Origin of the sequence: Aquimarina acroporae (genome assembly GCF_023195925.1) — a bacterium.
GTDB lineage: Bacteria > Bacteroidota > Bacteroidia > Flavobacteriales > Flavobacteriaceae > Aquimarina > Aquimarina acroporae.
The window spans coordinates 152408-172159 of the sequence record NZ_JALPRE010000007.1; the positions used below are offsets into that span (position 1 = coordinate 152408).

Annotated in this window: 17 protein-coding genes and 1 riboswitch; of the genes, 1 reads left to right on the plus strand and 16 read right to left on the minus strand. The window is 35.7% G+C overall.

Going from position 1 to position 19752, the window contains the following annotated elements:
• The 11 genes from metH to M0D21_RS11955 all read right to left on the minus strand — a co-directional run bounded on the left by metH (position 1) and on the right by M0D21_RS11955 (position 12428).
• A complete protein-coding gene (gene metH, locus M0D21_RS11905; protein WP_248329752.1) occupies positions 1–2673 on the minus strand; it encodes a methionine synthase in 2673 nt (890 codons plus the stop codon).
• Between the two features lie 2 nt (positions 2674–2675).
• Positions 2676–3677 (minus strand): homocysteine S-methyltransferase family protein, encoded by a 1002-nt coding sequence (locus M0D21_RS11910; protein ID WP_248329754.1) that lies wholly within the window; start codon positions 3675–3677, stop codon positions 2676–2678.
• 140 nt (positions 3678–3817) lie between these two features.
• Positions 3818–3927: riboswitch (SAM riboswitch) on the minus strand.
• A 159-nt stretch (positions 3928–4086) separates the two neighbouring features.
• Entirely contained in the window at positions 4087–4407 is a 321-nt protein-coding gene (locus tag M0D21_RS11915; RefSeq protein WP_248329756.1) for a 2Fe-2S iron-sulfur cluster-binding protein, read from the minus strand.
• 84 nt (positions 4408–4491) lie between these two features.
• On the minus strand, positions 4492–5547 hold the full coding sequence (locus tag M0D21_RS11920) for an NAD(P)/FAD-dependent oxidoreductase (RefSeq protein WP_248329758.1): 1056 nt from the start codon (positions 5545–5547) through the stop codon (positions 4492–4494).
• A complete protein-coding gene (locus M0D21_RS11925; RefSeq protein WP_248329760.1) occupies positions 5534–6136 on the minus strand; it encodes a precorrin-2 dehydrogenase/sirohydrochlorin ferrochelatase family protein in 603 nt (200 codons plus the stop codon). The genes M0D21_RS11920 and M0D21_RS11925 overlap by 14 nt, the downstream gene beginning before the upstream one ends.
• A gap of 21 nt (positions 6137–6157) precedes the next feature.
• Positions 6158–6925, minus strand: a complete 768-nt coding sequence (gene cobA, locus M0D21_RS11930) for a uroporphyrinogen-III C-methyltransferase (protein WP_248330440.1) — start codon at positions 6923–6925, stop codon at positions 6158–6160.
• Positions 6926–6990: 65 nt separating this feature from the next.
• On the minus strand, positions 6991–9081 hold the full coding sequence (locus M0D21_RS11935; RefSeq protein ID WP_248329762.1) for a HEPN domain-containing protein: 2091 nt from the start codon (positions 9079–9081) through the stop codon (positions 6991–6993).
• Positions 9082–9199: 118 nt separating this feature from the next.
• Positions 9200–10447, minus strand: a complete 1248-nt coding sequence (locus M0D21_RS11940) for a sulfate adenylyltransferase subunit 1 (RefSeq protein WP_248329764.1) — start codon at positions 10445–10447, stop codon at positions 9200–9202.
• Positions 10448–10524: 77 nt separating this feature from the next.
• Positions 10525–11484, minus strand: a complete 960-nt coding sequence (gene cysD / locus M0D21_RS11945; protein WP_262922106.1) for a sulfate adenylyltransferase subunit CysD — start codon at positions 11482–11484, stop codon at positions 10525–10527.
• A 21-nt stretch (positions 11485–11505) separates the two neighbouring features.
• A complete protein-coding gene (locus M0D21_RS11950) occupies positions 11506–12132 on the minus strand; it encodes a phosphoadenosine phosphosulfate reductase domain-containing protein (RefSeq protein ID WP_248329766.1) in 627 nt (208 codons plus the stop codon).
• Between the two features lie 44 nt (positions 12133–12176).
• Positions 12177–12428, minus strand: coding sequence for a DUF2061 domain-containing protein (locus M0D21_RS11955; RefSeq protein ID WP_248329768.1), 252 nt, complete (start codon positions 12426–12428; stop codon positions 12177–12179).
• A gap of 281 nt (positions 12429–12709) precedes the next feature.
• Between M0D21_RS11955 and M0D21_RS11960 the strand changes: the two genes are divergently transcribed.
• The gene (locus tag M0D21_RS11960; protein WP_248329770.1) at positions 12710–13261 is read left to right on the plus strand and encodes a lipocalin family protein; all 552 of its coding nucleotides are present in this window, start codon (positions 12710–12712) and stop codon (positions 13259–13261) included.
• A 57-nt stretch (positions 13262–13318) separates the two neighbouring features.
• Here the strand turns inward: M0D21_RS11960 and M0D21_RS11965 are convergent, their stop codons facing one another.
• From M0D21_RS11965 to M0D21_RS11985, 5 genes are read right to left on the minus strand one after another with little or no spacing between them, the layout of a single operon-like run.
• Positions 13319–14497, minus strand: a complete 1179-nt coding sequence (locus M0D21_RS11965) for a trans-sulfuration enzyme family protein (protein ID WP_248329772.1) — start codon at positions 14495–14497, stop codon at positions 13319–13321.
• Positions 14494–14919, minus strand: coding sequence for an OsmC family protein (locus M0D21_RS11970; protein WP_248329774.1), 426 nt, complete (start codon positions 14917–14919; stop codon positions 14494–14496). Before M0D21_RS11970 ends, M0D21_RS11965 begins: the two co-directional genes overlap by 4 nt.
• A 16-nt stretch (positions 14920–14935) precedes the next feature.
• Positions 14936–17350 (minus strand): bifunctional aspartate kinase/homoserine dehydrogenase I, encoded by a 2415-nt coding sequence (gene thrA / locus M0D21_RS11975; protein WP_248329776.1) that lies wholly within the window; start codon positions 17348–17350, stop codon positions 14936–14938.
• 19 nt (positions 17351–17369) lie between these two features.
• Positions 17370–18332 carry an alpha/beta fold hydrolase gene (locus tag M0D21_RS11980; protein WP_248329778.1) on the minus strand — a complete coding sequence of 321 codons (963 nt, stop codon included), beginning with the start codon at positions 18330–18332 and terminating at the stop codon, positions 17370–17372.
• A 24-nt stretch (positions 18333–18356) separates the two neighbouring features.
• Positions 18357–19646 (minus strand): O-acetylhomoserine aminocarboxypropyltransferase/cysteine synthase family protein, encoded by a 1290-nt coding sequence (locus tag M0D21_RS11985; RefSeq protein ID WP_248329780.1) that lies wholly within the window; start codon positions 19644–19646, stop codon positions 18357–18359.
• Positions 19647–19752: the final 106 nt, after the last annotated feature.

Here is a 19752-nt window from a genome sequence, read left to right on the forward strand (position 1 = left end):
TTATTCAATAACATTTGGGCTCAACCATTTTTGAGCATACTCGGGAGAAACATTTTTACGTTTAGCAAAATCCTGAACTTGATCATCTTTTATTTTTCCAAGACCAAAATAACGAGCTTCCTGATTTCCAAAATAGTATCCAGAAACAGAAGCTGCCGGCCACATGGCTAAGCTTTCGGTTAACTCAACTCCTATATTTTCTTTTACTTTTAACAACTCCCAAATAGTGAGTTTTTCGAGATGATCCGGACAGGCAGGATATCCAGGAGCAGGACGAATGCCTTTATATTCTTCTTTAATAAGCTCTTCATTGGTAAGATTTTCTTGGTTTGCATACCCCCAATGCTCCTTACGTATGTTCTCATGCAAATACTCGGCAAAAGCTTCTGCCAACCTATCGGCTAAAGCCTTAATCATTATAGAGTTATAATCATCATGATCTGCTTCGAATTGCTTTGCAAGTTTTTCAGTTCCAAAACCAGCAGTCACACAAAAACATCCTATATAATCCTGAATTTCGCTTTCCTTAGGTGCAATAAAATCGGCTAATGCAAAATTAGGTTTCCCGGCATGTTTTTTAAGTTGTTGCCTTAGAGTTCTAAAACTAAAAACACCTTTCCCATTAAGCACTTCTATATCATCATCGTTTAATGTGTTGGCTTCAAACAATCCAAAAACTGCTTTTCCTTTAAGAAGCCTCTCATTTAAAACCTTGTTTAATAGTATTTTGGCATCATTAAATAAAACCTCTGCCTGCTCCCCTACTATTTCATCAGTTAATATCGCAGGATATTTTCCATGAAGATCCCATGATCTAAAAAATGGGGTCCAATCGATATAAGGGAGTAACTTTTCTAAATCGAAATCCTCAATTACTTGAATTCCTAATTGATTGGGTTTACTAATTTCTGAAGTTGTCCAATCAATTTTATATTTATTCTTTCGAGCTTCTTCTATGGACAAATATTCTTTTTGTTTGGTTCTCTTGAGAAATCCATCTCTAAACTTTTCATAATTTTCCTTTAGATCTCCAATATATTTTTGATTACTTCTTTTGTTCAGTAAGTCTCCAACTACAGTTACAGCTCTGGAAGCATCATTTACATGAACAACAGCATTTTTATATTGCGGATCAATTTTCACTGCAGTATGCGCCTTAGAAGTTGTAGCTCCGCCAATTAACAATGGAATATTGAAGTTTTTACGATCCATTTCTTTTGCCAAATACACCATTTCATCTAAAGACGGAGTTATAAGACCACTTAACCCTATAATATCAACTTGTTCGTCTATGGCGGTTTGAATTATTTTTTCGGGAGGAACCATGACACCAAGATCAACGATCTCATAATTGTTACATCCTAATACCACTGAAACAATGTTTTTTCCAATATCATGAACATCTCCCTTGACAGTAGCCATCAGTATTTTTCCATTTGACTCTGTAACAGTTCCTTTATCTTCTTCAATAAAGGGCAATAAATAAGCTACGGCTTTTTTCATCACTCTAGCCGATTTTACCACCTGAGGTAAAAACATTTTCCCTGAACCAAAAAGATCACCAACAACATTCATCCCAGTCATTAAATGCCCCTCTATAACTTCGATAGGCTTATCAACATTTTGTCTCGCTTCTTCTACGTCTTCTTCTATAAATTGATCTATTCCTTTTACCAGAGCCCTTGTAATTCTATTCTGCAAGGGTTCCTCTCTCCAAGAAAGGTCAACTGTTTTTTCTTTTTTAGACCCTTTTACTGTTTCTGCAACATCTAATAACCTTTCTGTAGCATCGGCTCTTCTATCAAGAATTACATCTTCTACATATTCCAATAAATCTTTAGGGATATCATCATACACTTCCAGCATAGCAGGGTTAACAATACCTATATTCATGCCGGCTTTAATAGCATGATACAGAAATACCGAATGCATAGCTTCTCTTACAACGTTATTCCCTCTAAAGGAAAATGACACATTACTCACCCCTCCACTGACACTACAATGCGGCAGATTTTGTCTTACCCAACGAGTAGCTTCAATAAAATCAACTGCATTTTTGCGATGCTCCTCCATACCTGTAGCTACAGGAAAAATATTTAAATCAAAAATGATATCTTCTGGTGGAAATTTGACCTTATTTACCAACACCTCATAGGATCTTTTGGCGATTTCGATTCTACGCTCATAATTATCGGCCTGTCCAACTTCATCAAATGCCATTACAATTACAGCAGCTCCATAGCGTTTTATAGCTTTTGCATGTTTAACGAATTCTTCCTCTCCTTCTTTTAAACTGATGGAGTTGACTACGCATTTTCCTTGCACCACTTGTAGACCTGCTTCTATGATTTCCCATTTGGAGCTATCGATCATGATGGGTACCCGAGCAATATCAGGCTCTGCTACAATCAAATTCAAGAATTTGACCATTGCTTCTTTACCGTCTATTAATCCATCATCCATATTGATATCGATGATCTGTGCCCCTCCTTCTACTTGATGCCTGGCAATAGAAAGTGCTTCTTCATAATTCTCTTCTTTAATTAATCGAAGAAATTTACGAGATCCTGCTACGTTTGTTCGTTCCCCAACATTTACGAAGTTAGATTCGGGAGTGATTACCAGAGGTTCCAATCCTGACAGTTTCATGTATCGTACTGACTCTTTATTCATAATTATACTGCTACACTTACTAAACGTGGTTTGTAATCTTTTACTAAATCTGCTATTGCTTCTATATGCTCTGGTGTGGTTCCACAACATCCTCCTACTATATTGACCAAACTCTTATCTAAATATTCTTTTATTTGAGTCGCCATTTGTTCAGGCGTTTCATCATACTCCCCAAAGGCATTAGGTAAACCAGCATTAGGGTGAGCAGACACCGCAAAAGGTGCTTTTTGAGATAACACCTCCAAGTGAGGTGTTAGTTGATTTGCCCCCAAGGCACAGTTAAACCCTATAGATAACATAGGAATATGTGAAACTGAAATCAAAAAAGCCTCTGCCGTTTGACCAGACAACGTTCTACCACTAGCATCGGTAATCGTTCCACTGACCATAATTGGGATGTCAATTTCTCGTTCGTCTTTAACCTCTTCTATGGCAAAAAGAGCAGCTTTAGCATTTAAAGTATCAAAAACTGTTTCAACCAGCAATATATCCGCGCCTCCATCGATTAAAGCTTCTACCTGTTGCTTATATGCTATTTTTAGTTCATCAAAACTCACAGCCCTGTATCCCGGATCATTAACATCTGGAGACATACTTGCTGTTTTGTTTGTTGGGCCAATAGAGCCAGCAACAAAACGTGGTTTGTAAGGTTCTTTTGCTGTAAACTCATCTGCGACTTCTTTTGCAATTTTTGCAGACTGGTAATTTAATTCATACACCAAATCCTCCATTTCATAATCTGCCATTGCTATAGTAGTTCCAGAAAAAGTATTAGTCTCAACGATATCTGCCCCAGCTTCAAAATATAATTTATGCACCTCTTTTATAGCTTCGGGCTGTGTAATACTTAATAAGTCATTGTTCCCTTGAAGAGGTGTAGGCCAGTCTTTAAATCGTTCACCTCTAAAATCTTCTTCAGTAAACTTATGACGTTGTAGCATTGTTCCCATTGCTCCATCAAGTACAAGGATTTTTTCTTCTAGTATTTGTCTTATATCTTTCATATCAATCAAACTACATTATGCTTTATAAACTCTATTTCTCAGTAAACATCATATACCAAAAACCTGGTTGTTACCTACAACTTACAGCAATAAATACAAATCAAGAAAAATGGGAAAAATATAACTTTGGTTATATATCTTCGTTATCTATTCCTACAAAACAATCGGATAGAATGTAGCACCTTCTTTAACAGATAAAGGGTTGCTAAGGCTTCACGGGGTCTATTCCCTCCACCTTTCTTGATAACATTTAATACTTTAATGAACATAACGGATATACCGTTATTTTGACTACAAATTAAACTTATAACCTTTTGTTATGCAAGTTTATTTGTAATTTTTATGATTCCTCAATAAAATTATCAGTTTTCGAGGTAATCATTTTGTAATAATCCAGAAATTCTTCTGGTTAAGATTCAGGAGCCAATTCTACCTCTAATCCATCTAATTCTGGAGTTATTGGTATTTGACACCCAAGTCGACTATTATCTTCTACATAAAAAGCTTCGGCTAACATTAAATCTTCATCGTCACTCATTTCCGGCAAATTATGATTTGATAACACATAACATTGACATGATGCACACATGGCCATTCCTCCACAAGTTCCTTCTACGGGAAGCTCATAAGCTTTACAAACTTCCATCAGGTTCATATTCATATCGGTAGGCGCCTGCACCTCATGAACTACACCTTCTCGATCTTTTATTTTTATGGTAACGTCGGACATATTAATATTTTTCTACGTACAAATATAAGTAAAGACCTCACAGATTTTTGCAACCTGTGAGGTCAAAAACCTAAATATTGTCTTTTAAACGATTGCTTTTACAACCTCTTTCTTTGCTTCTTTTTTGGTACCATCGAATCCTTCAACTCCTCCAACTGTAGTATATTTCATAACATATTTTTTGTCTGGATGAATTCTTTGATAAGCACTCTGACACATGATCGCTGCCTCATGAAAACCCGAAAGTATCAATTTCAATTTCCCTTTGTAGGTATTCACATCTCCAATGGCATATATACCTGGAATATTAGTTTGATAATCATAAGAATTATCAACTTTTATAGCATTTTTTTCGATCTCTAATCCCCAATTGGCAATAGGACCAAGTTTTGGAGATAATCCAAATAATGGAATAAAGTAATCGGTATCTAAATGGATGTCGCCTTTGGTTTTGTGCTTAATCCCAACTGCAGTTATGTGATCATCACCTTTCAGTTCTTTTACCTCAGCTTCTGTAATCAGGTTCACTTTTCCTAGTTTAGAAAGTTCTGCTACTCGCTCTACTGAATCGAGTGCACCTCTAAATTCGTTTCTTCTATGTACTAAGGTTACTTCGCTAGCGACATCTGCCAAGAAGATGGTCCAATCTAATGCAGAATCTCCACCTCCAGCGATCACTACTCTTTTATCTCTATATACTTCTGGATCTCTAATAATATAAGCAACTCCTTTATCCTCAAAATCTGTAATATTTGGGATTGGTGGTTTACGAGGTTCAAAAGAACCTAATCCACCTGCAATAGCTACTACCGGAGCATTATGTTTTGTCCCCTTATTAGTAGTTACCAAAAACGTGTCATCTTCTAACTTCTCTATAGTTTCTGCTCTTTCACCTAAGGTAAATCCTGGACTAAAAGGTTTTATTTGTTCCATTAAATTATCTACCAGCTGTCCGGCCATAATTTCTGGAAAACCAGGAATATCATATATTGGTTTTTTCGGATATATTTCTGCGCATTGTCCTCCTGGTTGTGGTAATGCATCGATTAGATGTGTTTTCAACTTCAATAATCCTGCTTCAAAAACGGTAAACAACCCTGTTGGTCCCGCTCCTATGATTAAAATATCAGTCTTGATCATGTTCAACTTCTTTTTTTCCTATTAATCCTTTGGTGAATTCATTGAGTGTTTCAACTTTTTCCTCGAAATCACCTTTTATTGTTTTTCTATATTCATTCAAATTTTTAACTAAATCATCAATATTTTCAGGAATTACTTCCTCAAAAAACTGACGTAATCTTTTGGCTGTGGTTGGCGATTTCCCATTGGTGGAAATAGCTACCTTCACGTTACCCTTTGTTACAATACCTCCCATATAAAAATCACAATACGGTGGATTATCTGCAACATTCACCAACTTACTTCTTTTCCTGCAATCCTTGTACACTTTTATATTAACCTCAGGAATATCTGTAGTGGCAATTACTATGTGTTTACCTTTTAAGTAACGTCTGTGATACTTTTTGGTAATCATTTCTACTCCAAATTTATTTGCCAATGCGACTGTATCTTCTCTGAACATTGGTGACACCATGGTGACTTTAGCATCTGGACTAGACTTTGTTAAGAACGTTAGTTTTTCTTCGGCAACATTACCTCCTCCTACAATTAGGATTTCTAGGTTCTTTACCTTTAAAAAAACCGGATATAAATTATTTCTTTCCTCCATTATTTCAGCATTCCCATTTTATTAAGATACAATTTCTTTCTGTACTTCTTGATAAATGGATGCCAGTTTTACTCTTTGTTCAACTACTTCACCAATAACTATTATTGCTGGTGAAGACAATTTTTTCTCCAGAACCACTTGCTCTATTGTATCAATTGTACCAAATCCAAATTGTTCATTTCTAGTAGTTCCATTTTGAATAATAGCCACCGGAACGTTGCTTTTGTTTTCGGCTGCAAAGATACTAACTATTTCACTCAACTTACTCATTCCCATTAAAATTACCACAGTTGCATTTGATTTAGCTGCCAGGCAAACATCCTGTGATAATTTATGAGATTTTGTGGTACCGGTAATGACCCAAAAACTTTCAGAAGCTCCTCTTTTGGTTAAAGGAATCCCTTGATAAGCCGGCACAGCCAGGGCCGATGATATTCCCGGAACCATTTGTGTTTCTATAGCTTGCTCCCTAGCATAATCTATTTCTTCGGCTCCTCTTCCAAAAATAAAAGGATCTCCTCCTTTTAGTCGAACTACATGACCATGGCTCTTGGCTCTAGCAACGATTAAATCATTAATCTGTTCTTGCCTGTACGCATAGCATCCTTTTCGTTTACCAACAAAAATTTTCTCAGCTTCGGGAGCATAGGCCAACAGATCTTCATTGATAAGTGCATCATACAACACCACATCTGCAGACTCTAAAGCTTTGATCGCTTTAAGCGTTATTAAATCTGGATCTCCAGGTCCCGCTCCTACGACGGTCAATTTCGGTGTTTTACTTCTCATCATTAATGATTTTTATCATTTCACTTCAACTAAATTTTCTTTAGAACTTAATCAAAGTTATAGCATTATACGCTCTCAACCTCAGCCATTCTATACTTTTGAACTTTTAACAAAAACTCCTCTGCAATTTTAATATAATCTAAAGCAAAGTCCTTTGTTGGTGCATTTTTTTGAATTTGATATACAAGGTCTGCGAAGCTTCCATCAAGCTGAACTTTATTTGTTTCTACAAAAAGTTCATCAAACTGACGAATAATACCTGCATGAGTATTGGTTTTTTTATTCTCTGCGATAAGCAAAGCTTTTGCAGAATTAACTAAGGAACTATACGTATGATATACAGCATCTGAGTACACTTCATTATCGAATGAAGCCTTAGCGTTTTGAATCTTTTCTTCGCTCTCTAAAAACAATGTAGCTACCAAATCGATTACCACTCCTGCACACTCACCAACTCCTATAGCTTTTACATACTTTTCTTCATTTCCCCAATCTACAAAATCTTCGGCCTTTAGGTTTTCTACATCAGATAAGTCTGTTAATAATTCGTAGAAATATTTCTCTCCTTTTTCGGAATAATAATCTACAAACTGTTGATTTGGACTATTAGTCTCAAAATCATTCAAGATACGTCTAAGTGCCTCAGGCCCTCTTCTACTTGGTATTTTCACCACTTTATCAGCAAAACGACCATTTCCATCACCTAAATTTCCTCCTCCTAGCAACACCTGAAGTGCTGGAGCTACTAATTTATCTTTTGTACGAATTGACATCCCTTGGAAACCAATATTAGCCATGTTATGTTGCCCACAAGCATTCATACACCCACTAATTTTAATTACCAAATCTTCTTTCTCCAAATACTGAGGATACTCTGCCTTAAGCACTCTTTCCAATTCATCTGCAATACCAGTACTGCTTGCTATTCCCAAATTACAAGTATCTGTTCCAGGACAAGCTGTAATGTCTACTGCTTTGTTATATCCAGCTTCTGTAAAACCAAGCTTCCCTAATTCCTGATAAAAGAAGGGTACTAAATCTTCTCTCACAAATGGAATCAAAATATTCTGACGTAGTGATAAACGAAGCTCTCCAGCAGCATACTGCTCTACTAAATCTGCCAATAACCGAGCCTTATCTGTATAAAAATCCCCCAATAATACTTTAATTCCTATTGCTACATAACCTTGCTGTTTTTGAGGAATTACATTTGTAGATTTCCAAAGGTTATAAGCTTTTTGATCCTTAATTTCAACAACTGGTGTTTGAACTTCAACAGGAACTGAAACTTCATATGAATCTGCATCTATCGGCACAGACTTATTCACAATTGCCTTTTGCTCAGCTTCAACCAAATCTTTGAATGCTTCTAAACCTATATCCTTAATTAAGAATTTCATTCTGGCTTTTGCTCTACTCTTTCGCTCTCCATGGCGATCAAAAATTCGAAGAACTCCTTCCATTAAAGGAATTATTTTATCTGCAGGCAAAAAACTGTAGAGTTCGTCTGCATGTCTTGGTTGAGAACCAAGACCTCCTCCTAACATTACTTTAAAACCTCGTACTCCGTCTTCAATTTTGGCTATAAAACCAAGATCATGCATATAAGATAGTCCTGTATCTTCATCTGTTCCTGAAAAAGAAACCTTGAACTTCCTTCCCATCTCCTGACAAATCGGATTTCTTAAAAAGTTTTGGAACACCGCATGCGCATATGGAGAAACATCAAAAGGTTCATTGATATCTATCCCTGCAGTTTCAGAAGCAGTTACATTGCGTACAGTGTTTCCACAAGCTTCTCTAAGCGTAACATCATCTTTTTCAAGCTCTGCCCACAGCTCTGGAGTCCTGTTTAAATCTACATAGTGTATTTGGATATCCTGGCGTGTCGTGATATGCAATCGACCTCTTGAATATTCATCAGATACTTCGCATATACGTTTTAATTGATTTGATTTCACTTTACCATATGGCAACTTGATACGAATCATTTGCACGCCTTCTTGACGCTGACCATAAACTCCACGAGCCAAACGAAGACTTCGAAACTTTTCCTCATCAATCTTCCCTTTATGAAAAAGCTCTATTTTGTTTGCTAATTCAATAATGTCTTTCTCGACAATTGGGTTTTCTATTTCTGTTCTAAAACTTTGCATCTTTTTTTATGTTTGGCTTTTTTAATCCTTCAAAAAAGGACATAATTATGACTTTTGTATGCTCTATTTTTTACCTTTAAAACTTATGGTTTTTTATCTAGGATTAGGCTTTATTTTTTTACTCTATAAATCCTACTCCAGATGTATTATTGGTTTGCGAATCTATTAACACAAATGACCCCGAAGCTCTATTATTACTGTAAGAGTCAAACGCTAAAGGTTTACTTAACTGTATCTGAACTTTTCCAATCTCATTCAACTCAAGTGAATTTTTGGAAGTATCCTCTCCTGAAAAATCGGTAGCGATGGTACCACTAATAGTTTTAACCTTAGCCAATATTCTATTGCTCCCACTTTGTATAAAATAATTAGTTCCCGGGGTTAAGGTCTTACTATCCATCCAACATACTGTGGCTACCAATTGTTTTTCAACTCTTGGTTTTTCTTCAGATTTCACGATCATGTCACCACGACTTATGTTTACATCATCTTCAAGAGTGATTGTACAGGAACTACCTCTTCCAGCCGTATCAAATTTTTGATCGAAAAAATAAATTTCTTTTATTTTAGAAGTGGTCAGTGATGGTAAAATTGTTACTTCATCTCCAACGGAAACATCTCCTCCATACAATTTACCTGCATACCCTCTAAAATCATGAAATTCGTCCTTTTTAGGTCTTATCACAGTTTGCACTGGAAAACGAGCTTGTGATTTTTCATAAACATCTTGCGCATTTAATTCTTCTAAATGTTCAAGCAACGTTTGCCCATCATACCATGGAGTATTTGCTGATTTATCAACTACGTTATCACCTTGCAAAGCACTTACCGGAATAAAAGTAATATTCTGTTCTTTGTATTCACTTTTATCGATCAACGCTTGAAAATCAGTTTTCACTTCTTCATATTTCTCCTTAGAGAAATCTACCAAATCCATTTTGTTTATGGCTACTATTACATCCTTAACCCTTAACAAGTTATTGATAAAAAAGTGACGGTATGTTTGTTCGACCACACCTTTTCTAGCATCTACCAAAATAATTGAAGCTTGAGACGTTGAAGCCCCGGTAACCATGTTTCTGGTATATTCTATATGGCCAGGTGTATCTGCGATGATATAACTCTTTTTCTTTGTAGAAAAATATATATGCGCTACATCTATTGTGATTCCTTGTTCACGTTCTGCAACTAACCCATCTGTTGCTAAAGAAAAATCTAAATAATCGAAACCATTAGCTTTACTCTTAGTCTCTATAGCTTCTAATTTATCTGTAGTAAGTGATTTGGTATCATATAAAATTCTACCGATAAGGGTACTTTTCCCATCATCTACACTTCCTGCTGTTGCTATTTTTAGTACTTCCATCTTATTTTATTTAGTTGATGGTTGACTGTCGTTTGTTGCAGGTTTATTCACCTAAACAACTGACAACTATCAACTCTTTAAAAATATCCTTGTTGTTTTCTTTTTTCCATTGCTGCTTCAGATCGTTTGTCATCTATTCGAGCCCCACGTTCTGAAATTTTAGAATCTCTAATCTCTGCTACTACTTTGTCTATAGTTACTGCATCAGATAATACCGCTGCCGTACATGACATATCTCCTACAGTACGAAAACGCACCATTCTCTCTTCTACGATTTCATCATCTTCTCGATATACCACATTGTCTTCTGCAGACCAGATCATACCGTCTCTGAGGAAGGTTTTACGTTTGTGTGCAAAATAAATTGAAGGAATTTCGATACCTTCTTTCTCGATATAGCTCCACACATCTAGCTCTGTCCAATTACTAATCGGAAAAACTCTTACATTCTGACCTAAATCTATCTTCCCATTAAGGTGATCAAACAACTCTGGACGTTGATTTTTCTCATCCCATTGCCCAAAATCGTCTCTAACCGAAAAAATACGTTCTTTAGCTCTTGCTTTTTCTTCATCTCTTCTTGCTCCACCAATAGCTGCATCAAACTTAAACTCTTCTAAAGCATCAAGAAGCGTGGTTGTTTGCAAACTATTTCTACTCGCATATTTTCCTTTTTCTTCAATTACTTTCCCTTGATCAATAGAATCCTGAACATTTCGTACAATAAGTTCTACTCCAAGTTCTTCTACCAATTTATCTCTAAATTCTATAGTTTCAGGAAAGTTATGACCAGTATCGATATGTAATAATGGAAAGGGTATTTTTGAAGGATAGAATGCTTTTTGCGCCAACCTAACCAAGGTAATAGAATCTTTTCCTCCAGAAAATAAAAGAACAGGTCTTTCAAATTGAGCTGCTACTTCTCTCATAATATAAATGGCTTCGCTCTCTAAGGCATTTACCTGTAAAAATGATGTCACCGCAGAATCTCCTGTTAATTCATTTAGTTGCTCTACTTTCTTCTCTAGTATTTCCATGCTTCGTTCGTCGTAATTTATTTAGTTAGTATGCAACCCACACTCTCTGTTCTCTAATACTTTTGTTGGGTCAAAATATTTAAACTCATTAGGTAAATTATTCTCTTCCAGATATACGTCTAATTCTGCATCACTGTAATAGTAAAACGGACTCACTTTTAAAATCCCATCTTTACCCATACTTATGATATCTAGCGAATCTCTAAGTGCAGTTTGTCCTTTTCTAAGATTTGTAAACCACACATCTGGTGTAAAATCTGCCATGGCTCTTTTAAATGGCTCTAACTTTACCTGCTCGGTAAATTCTTTGTGTTTTGGATCGTCTATATCTGGAATACCCATGATAACATCTCTATGAGCAGAAGTTTGTCTTGGCACATATAATTTGATATTTAATCCTAGTTGCGCTATTACTTCTTCTGCATGGCGATATGTATTTGGTGTATTATACCCAGAATCACACCAAATTACAGGAATATCTTCTTGAGCCTCTACACAAGCCTTTAAAATAGCAGCTTCATAAGGCCTGAAATTTGTTGTAACTACAGGCTTTTTCGCCTGTTGAACGGCCCATTGTGCTATTTCTAACGGAGTCTTTTCTTTTAATTCTTTGTTTAAATTTTCTATTTCTTTTTCTGTAAAACTCATGCTCTAAATTAGATTCAGGATGTTACCTCTTTTTCAAAATGCAATTATTTTCCCCACTTTATTCGATTCCATATTCTTTCATGAAAGAAATACAAAATCATTTTCGTCACAAAATCGACCGATGCAATAGATGTAGCCAGCACTATTTCTCCAGTAAGAATGTACGATACTACCAAAGTATCTAGGGTTCCTATCACCCTCCAACTTACCGCCTTAGCAATACTGCGAATAGGTTTCTCTGACGACTTATCGCTTTCATAAGTCGTTTTTTTTGAAGCTACTTTGTCTATTATCATTTGATCTAAAATCATGCTCTTTTCTAAAAATCTATTATCCTATCGGATTAGTAGGATTTAAAACAAATGTATATATAAAATTTCACATAGAACATACCCTTAGTCGATTTTTATGATATTACTAACAAAGTCTATTCAATTTAGAGAATATTACAGCTTCAAGTCTTAAATATGTTAAATATGATAGGAAACAATTAACAGATTCTAAGTATATTGAAAAGCAATATTGCCTAGATGATAAGCGTTTATCTAGTATTATAAAACTCAAAATCCAAATTAAGATGAAAAAGTTAAGCCTGCTGTTATGTTTAATTACTGCATCATTATTTGTGGGATGTAGCAGTGATGATGACACCCCAGTAATTGACCAATCTTCGATTCCAGGAACATGGAATCTTACTGACGTTAGGTCTGAAAACGGAAAAGTTTCTGCCACTATTCAAGGAGTCCCGGTAAGCGGTGACTACAGTGTAGATGGAAAAGACTATGACGCTAGTATAACTTTTACCGAAGGCACAAGTGAAAATGACGCCAATACGGTAGCTGCAACAGGTGGTTTTACCTTGGTAGCTACAGTAACTATTCCTACTCAAGACCCTGTAGAAGTTGAAGAAACTATCCCGAGTGTTATTGGCTCCGGCGAATGGACCGTAGACGGCAATACACTTACTACGACCGTACAAGGAGAGACTCAGAACTATGAGATTGTTGAATTAACAGGTACAAGTATGACCCTGAAAATTGAAATAGACGAAACTCGAACTATAGAGCAGTTAGGTAATATTGAAGCTGCCATAACTGGGGAACAATTTTTTGTACTTACCAAACAGTAACAGTATTTTATTTATAAGAAAAAAAAAAGCAGTGAAAATTTCACTGCTTTTTTTTTCTTATAATTCTCTCAATGCCTGATCCAAATCAGCTATAATATCATCGATATGTTCAAGTCCAACGGAGCATCGAACCATTCCATTGGTTATACCCACTGCTTGTTTATCTTGATCATTCAATTTGCTATGTGTTGTTGAGGCAGGATGCGTTACAATAGTCCTTGTATCTCCCAAATTAGCAGAAAGTGAACACATTTTTATACTATTAAAAAAAGTTTCCCCCCCAGACACTCCTCCTTTTACCTCGAACGCAACAATATTACCTCCCAATCTCATTTGCTTTTTTGCAACCCTATATTGCGGGTGTGATGCCAAAAATGGATATTTCACCCAATTTACTTTTGGATGTTCCTCTAAAAACTGAGCCAGTTTCAAAGCGTTTTCACAATGCTTTTCTACTCTAACCGCCAAAGTTTCTAAACTTTTTGATAGCACCCAAGCGTTGAAAGGAGATAATGCAGGTCCCGTATTACGTGAAAACAAATATATTTCCCTTATTAATTCTTTTTTACCAACAGTCACACCACCTAAAACTCTACCTTGTCCATCAATAAGTTTGGTCGCAGAATGTATAACTAAATCAGCACCAAATTGTATAGGGTTTTGCAAGTAAGGAGTTGCAAAACAATTGTCGATGACTAGTAACAAATTGTGTTTTTTTGCTATCTCCCCTAACAGTTCCAGATCTAATATATCTACTCCTGGATTTGTAGGAGACTCGGCGTAAATAATTTTAGTATTAGGCTGAATCAGGCTTTCTACTTTATCTATTTCATTTACATGAAAATAACTAGTTTCAATATTCCACTTTGGAAAATACTTTGTAAACAACGAATGCGTCGAGCCAAATACAGATCTTGCTGAAACAATATGATCACCAGCATCAAGTAATGCGGCAAATGTCGAAAAAACTGCAGCCATACCTGTAGCAAATGCGTATCCAGCTTCTGCACCTTCAAGCTTACATACTTTATCTACAAACTCTGAGGTGTTAGGATTACTAAACCTGCTGTACAAATTTCTTTCTTTTTCCTCGGCAAAAGAGGCTCTCATTTCTTCTGCATCTTCAAAGACAAAACCCGATGTGAGATACATAGGGGTAGCATGCTCTAAAAATTGAGTTTTTTCGGTTTGTGTTCTTACCGCTAAGGTTTCAAAATGTTGTTTTTCTTTGCTCATACTTCTTGGTCATTAACCACTACTTTGTATTTTATCTCGGCAGTTGGCTCTAAAGTTTTAGACACCGAACAATATTTTTCGAATGAAAGCTGAGCGGCTCTTTTAGCTTTCTCTGGTACGATATCACCTTCTAGATAAACTGTGACATGAATCTCTTTAAAAGGCTTAGCTCCATCGATCTCTACTCGTGTCCCATCTACCTCTGCACGATAATCTGTGATCTCTTGTCTTTGTTTTTTCAAAATTGAAATAACATCAATCGCACTACATCCTGCGACTCCCATAAGCACATATTCCATAGGACTAGGTGCCAGGTCATGCCCCCCAACCTCTGCCTTACTATCTATATGGGTAATATGTCCTCTTTCATTTTTAAGTTCAAAATGATAGTCGTTATCGATTCTTTTAAGTTGTACTTTCATGTTTTGTATTATTATATTATTCGCGATCTGCTAGTCTTAAAATATCTCCAAAAACTCCTCTGGCAGTAACTTCAGCCCCTGCTCCTGCTCCTTGAATTACAATAGGCTGATCTCTGTAGGATTCTGTATATATTTCGAATATAGAGTCGGAACCTTTTACTTGTCCTAACGCACTGCCTTCTGGAACAGAAACTAATTTAACATCCAAATTTCCTTTTTCCTGAGATAAGTCTCCCCAAAGATCTCCAATATATCGTAAAACACAACCTGGTTTTTGCTCTTCTTTAACTTTTTTATAAATAGGATCCAACTCAGATAACTTCTCTAAAAAAGATTTGGCATCACCGTCTCGTAAATTTTCGGGGATTAAGTTATGAATCGTTATATCTTCAAACTCGTTTGCCAAATCGAGCTCTCTGGCAAGAATCAACAATTTTCTTCCTACATCGTTTCCACAAAGATCCTCCCTTGGGTCGGGTTCGGTATATCCGTTGTTAATTGCTTCTTGTAAAACCTCACTAAATGGCCTGTCTTTTACAGAAAAGGTATTGAACAAATAACTTAGAGAACCAGAAAAAACACCTTTAATTCTGGTAATATTTTCTCCAGAAAGATGCAACAACTTGATGGTATCTATTAATGGAAGTCCTGCTCCAACATTAGTCTCATACAAATATTGCTTTTGATTTTCTTTGAGTACCGTTCGTAGCTTTTTATAAAAATCAAAACTCAAAGTATTAGCCACCTTATTTGAAGAAACAAGATCGAAACCATGGGCTACTAAATAATTATAATTTTTTGTAAAATCTTCACTAGCGGTATTATCTACAGCGATTAAATTTTCCAAATGATGTTCATTGGCATACTTCACCACATCTTCAACACTATATCCACTTTCCTGTTTCTGAATTTCTTCGATCCAATTTTCTTTAACACCGTTTTTATCTAAAAGCACCTTTTTAGAATTTGCAATAGCAAATACATTAAGTAGAATATGTTTTCTTTTTTCTATTTGTTTTGCCGATTTCAATATTTGATTTATCAAAGTACCACCTACCAATCCATGACCAAAAACGGCAATGTTAATTTTTTTAGAAATTTCAAAAATCTCACCGTGAATCACATTCAATGCTCTATGCATTTGGTTTTTTCGTACTACCAGACTTACATTTTTACCTGAGACCGTATTATTAAATAACAGTGGTACTACGTGGTTTTTTATAAGAGCATTATATGGTTTGTGAAAAGTACTTAAGTCTTGCCCAATAATTGAAATGACCGAAACTTCGTTTTCGATAGAAATTGCACTAACATCTCTTCTATGGAAATCTGACTCAAATTCTTGTTCCAGAATATGTTTAGCTTCTACTGCTTTATCTGCATCAACAACAAAACCAATTCCTCTTTCTGAAGACCCTTGAGAAATAATACTTACACTTATATTTTCGTGTGCTAGAGCCCTGAAAATTCTTGCATCTACACCCACTTTACCAAGTAGCCCTCGTCCTTGAAGGTTGATCAATGCAACATTTTCTAAAACCGATAATGAGGTAATTCCCTTTTTCCTTTTTTCTGAAGTGATTAAAGTACCATGACTTTCACGATCAAAAGTATTTAAAATTCTAAGGGGAATATCTTTCTCTATTAACGGAATTATGGTTTTGGCATGTAATATATTTGCTCCAAAAAAAGCGAGCTCGTTCGCTTCAGCAAAAGTTAGTTTTTCTATTTTTTTTGCATCTGGAACAAGATCTGGATTTGCGGTATAAATTCCATCTACATGAGTGAAATTTTGCAGCTCATCAGCTTCAAGGTAATTTGCAAGCAAAGAAGCCGTATAATTACTTCCATTTCTTCCTAAAGTAGTCGTTTCATTTTGACTATTTGACGCTATAAATCCTGTAACTACATTTACCGTAGATCCATTATACTTCGTAAAATGGGAGATTATATTGTCTTTTGACAACTTGTCTAATGGCTGAGCATCTCCAAATTGTCCATCTGTTATAATAAGCTCCCTACTATCTGTAAATTGGGCCTTTATCTTTTGATCCACAAGCAACTGTGTCATCAATTTCGCTGAAATAACTTCTCCCTGAGACAATACCTGATCCTTGATACGTTTACTATAATCTCCCAACAACGAAACTCCTTCAAAAAGTTTATCCAAAATTTCAAATTCTTCTGTAAAACTTACGTTTTCAAAATCTGATATCTGGTACTTTTTAAAGGCCTCTAATTGTTCCTTGTACTTCTTATTATTCTTTGCTTTTTCAAGAATACTTTCTAACTCATTGGTTGTATTCCCACGTGCAGATAGAACCACGGTAATTCTTTCACCGCTTTCTACCTTATCTTTGATAATATCGACAACGGTAGAAATACCCTTACCGTTTGCCAACGATTTACCTCCAAATTTTAATACTTTCATCGCTTATTTTTTCTTTCCTTCAAAAAACATCTTCTAATAACTCACTTAACTGTTCAAATTCTATTAAAAATGCATCGTGACCATGAACCGAGTTAATAACTCCGTGAGTTACGTTATTTTTAACCTGTTTTAAATGACTGTAGGTTTGCGTATCTTCGGCTGCGGTAAAAAACATATCAGAATTGACACTTATCAAATGTATGTCTGAGCTAATAGTCTTTGCAACCTCCAAAAAATCGCCTCTACCCCTTGTGACATCAATATGAGCCAAAACATGATTAAGTTGTTTATAAGCAGATAGCGTAAAGCGCTTCTGTAATTTTTCTCCATGATGTAACAACCAACTTTCTACATTGAACATGTTTCTATCTTCATTAAAAGTTCTATTGAATTTTTGTTTAAACGACTCTGGAGATCTATATATAAGCATTGCATGTAACCTTGCATCATAAACCGGATTGTTTGAATTGAGCAAAATCTGCTCTTGAACCAAACAATTAGCTTTTAGCCAGTCTGTAGACTTCCAATCTGTTGCTACTGGAATAAGATGCCTTATTAAATCAGGCTTAAGAGCAGCTAATTCCCAGGCAATACCTCCACCCACAGATCCTCCAATAGCTGCAAACAACTCTTTTATATTTAACCTTTCCAATCCTTCTAAAAAAATTGAAGCTATATCTCGAGCATTAAACAATGTATAATCCTCATATAAATGCTTTTCGACACCATCATAACCATTCCCCGGAATATTAAAGGATAATACGGTGTATTGAGTCGTATCAATACACTTATTTTCCCCAATAAGTCCGTTCCACCAACCTTTCTCTCCACATACATTCGAATTACCTGTTAACGCATGATTTACTAAGACTATTGGCGCCTCAAATAAAGGTTTACCAAAAACCTCATAGGTCAATGAAATATTTGACAAACGTCTCCCTTTTTCTGTGATAAAATTGGATATATTTATGTTTTGTAACATGAAGGAAAAATTCTCTAAAAAAAATTACTTAACTGCCGCATTCACTTTTTCAAAAGCAGCCTGTAAATCATCTTTTAAATCTTCTATATCCTCAAGACCAACAGACAATCTTATCAAATCCTGAGTTACTCCTGTAGATTCTTGTTGTTCTTCAGTTAACTGTTGATGTGTTGTACTTGCCGGATGAATAATGAGCGACTTAGAATCTCCAATATTTGCCAACAGTGAAAATATTTTAGTCTCATCGGCTATTGTTTTGGCAGAATCAAACCCTCCCTTAACACCGAAAGTGACAATACCGCTTTGTCCTTTGGGCAAATATTCTTGAGATAAAGAATAATAAGTATCATTCTCTAATCCCGGATATTTAACCCAAGCAACTTCTTTTTGCTTTTCCAGCCACTTGGCTAATGCCAAAGCGTTCTCACTATGTTTCTTAATTCTGATTTCTAAAGTTTCTAATCCCTGTAAAATTTGAAATGCATTGAATGGGCTTAGTGCTGCTCCGTGATCCCTTAATCCTTCTACTCTTACTTTAGCAATAAATGCTGCTGGACCTAAGGCTTCATGATATACTAAACCATGATATCCCTGAGAAGGTTCTGTAAATTCAGGAAATTTGCCACTCGACCAATCGAATGTACCTGCATCTATTATCGCTCCTCCTAACGAAGTTCCATTCCCGCTTATATACTTAGTTAATGAATGAATAACGATATTCGCGCCATGTTCGATAGGGTTAAGCAAAGCAGGTGTAGCCACTGTATTGTCTACAATTAGCGGCACTTTATATGATTTTGCTTCTTTTGCTATTGCTTTTAAATCCAAAACATCCAGTTTAGGATTTCCCAAAGATTCTACAAAAAACACTCTGGTGTTTTCTTGTACAGCATTTTTAAAATTTTCTGGTTTAGATGCATCTACAAAGGTTGTCGTAATACCAAATCTAGGCAAAGTAACATTAAGAAGATTATAGGTTCCCCCATACAGACTACTTGAAGCCACTATATGATCTCCTGATTTCAACAATGTTAACAAAGCTGTATTAATAGCAGCTGTACCCGATGCAGTAACAACTGCACCAATCCCTCCTTCTAGAGATGCCAAACGTTGTTCTAAGATGTCATTGGTTGGGTTATTTAATCTTGTATAAATAAACCCTGGTTCAGAGAGACTAAACAAATTGGCCGCATGATCGGCGTTATTAAACACATAAGAAGTTGTTTGATAAATAGGAATTGCTCGTGTTCCTCCATTTGCTGAGACATCATGTCCTGCGTGTAAAGCTCCTGTAGCAAATTTTTGCGTACTCATAATTTTCTAATTTAAATTTTAATATTGATTTTAAAATTCAAATACATCAAACATTCAAAACCTCTGAATGGATTATAGAAAATTAAAAAGAAAGGAAATGACAAAT

Excerpts from the sequence above, each read along its gene's own strand:
- metH (WP_248329752.1), bottom strand. The coding sequence starts at position 2,673 with ATGAATAAAGAGTCAGTACGATACATGAAACTGTCAGGATTGGAACCT.
- M0D21_RS11910 (WP_248329754.1), bottom strand. The coding sequence starts at position 3,677 with ATGAAAGATATAAGACAAATACTAGAAGAAAAAATCCTTGTACTTGAT.
- M0D21_RS11915 (WP_248329756.1), bottom strand. The coding sequence starts at position 4,407 with ATGTCCGACGTTACCATAAAAATAAAAGATCGAGAAGGTGTAGTTCAT.
- M0D21_RS11920 (WP_248329758.1), bottom strand. The coding sequence starts at position 5,547 with ATGATCAAGACTGATATTTTAATCATAGGAGCGGGACCAACAGGGTTG.
- M0D21_RS11925 (WP_248329760.1), bottom strand. The coding sequence starts at position 6,136 with ATGGAGGAAAGAAATAATTTATATCCGGTTTTTTTAAAGGTAAAGAAC.
- cobA (WP_248330440.1), bottom strand. The coding sequence starts at position 6,925 with ATGAGAAGTAAAACACCGAAATTGACCGTCGTAGGAGCGGGACCTGGA.
- M0D21_RS11935 (WP_248329762.1), bottom strand. The coding sequence starts at position 9,081 with ATGCAAAGTTTTAGAACAGAAATAGAAAACCCAATTGTCGAGAAAGAC.
- M0D21_RS11940 (WP_248329764.1), bottom strand. The coding sequence starts at position 10,447 with ATGGAAGTACTAAAAATAGCAACAGCAGGAAGTGTAGATGATGGGAAA.
- cysD (WP_262922106.1), bottom strand. The coding sequence starts at position 11,484 with ATGGAAATACTAGAGAAGAAAGTAGAGCAACTAAATGAATTAACAGGA.
- M0D21_RS11950 (WP_248329766.1), bottom strand. The coding sequence starts at position 12,132 with ATGAGTTTTACAGAAAAAGAAATAGAAAATTTAAACAAAGAATTAAAA.
- M0D21_RS11955 (WP_248329768.1), bottom strand. The coding sequence starts at position 12,428 with ATGATAATAGACAAAGTAGCTTCAAAAAAAACGACTTATGAAAGCGAT.
- M0D21_RS11960 (WP_248329770.1), top strand. The coding sequence starts at position 12,710 with ATGAAAAAGTTAAGCCTGCTGTTATGTTTAATTACTGCATCATTATTT.
- M0D21_RS11965 (WP_248329772.1), bottom strand. The coding sequence starts at position 14,497 with ATGAGCAAAGAAAAACAACATTTTGAAACCTTAGCGGTAAGAACACAA.
- M0D21_RS11970 (WP_248329774.1), bottom strand. The coding sequence starts at position 14,919 with ATGAAAGTACAACTTAAAAGAATCGATAACGACTATCATTTTGAACTT.
- thrA (WP_248329776.1), bottom strand. The coding sequence starts at position 17,350 with ATGAAAGTATTAAAATTTGGAGGTAAATCGTTGGCAAACGGTAAGGGT.
- M0D21_RS11980 (WP_248329778.1), bottom strand. The coding sequence starts at position 18,332 with ATGTTACAAAACATAAATATATCCAATTTTATCACAGAAAAAGGGAGA.
- M0D21_RS11985 (WP_248329780.1), bottom strand. The coding sequence starts at position 19,646 with ATGAGTACGCAAAAATTTGCTACAGGAGCTTTACACGCAGGACATGAT.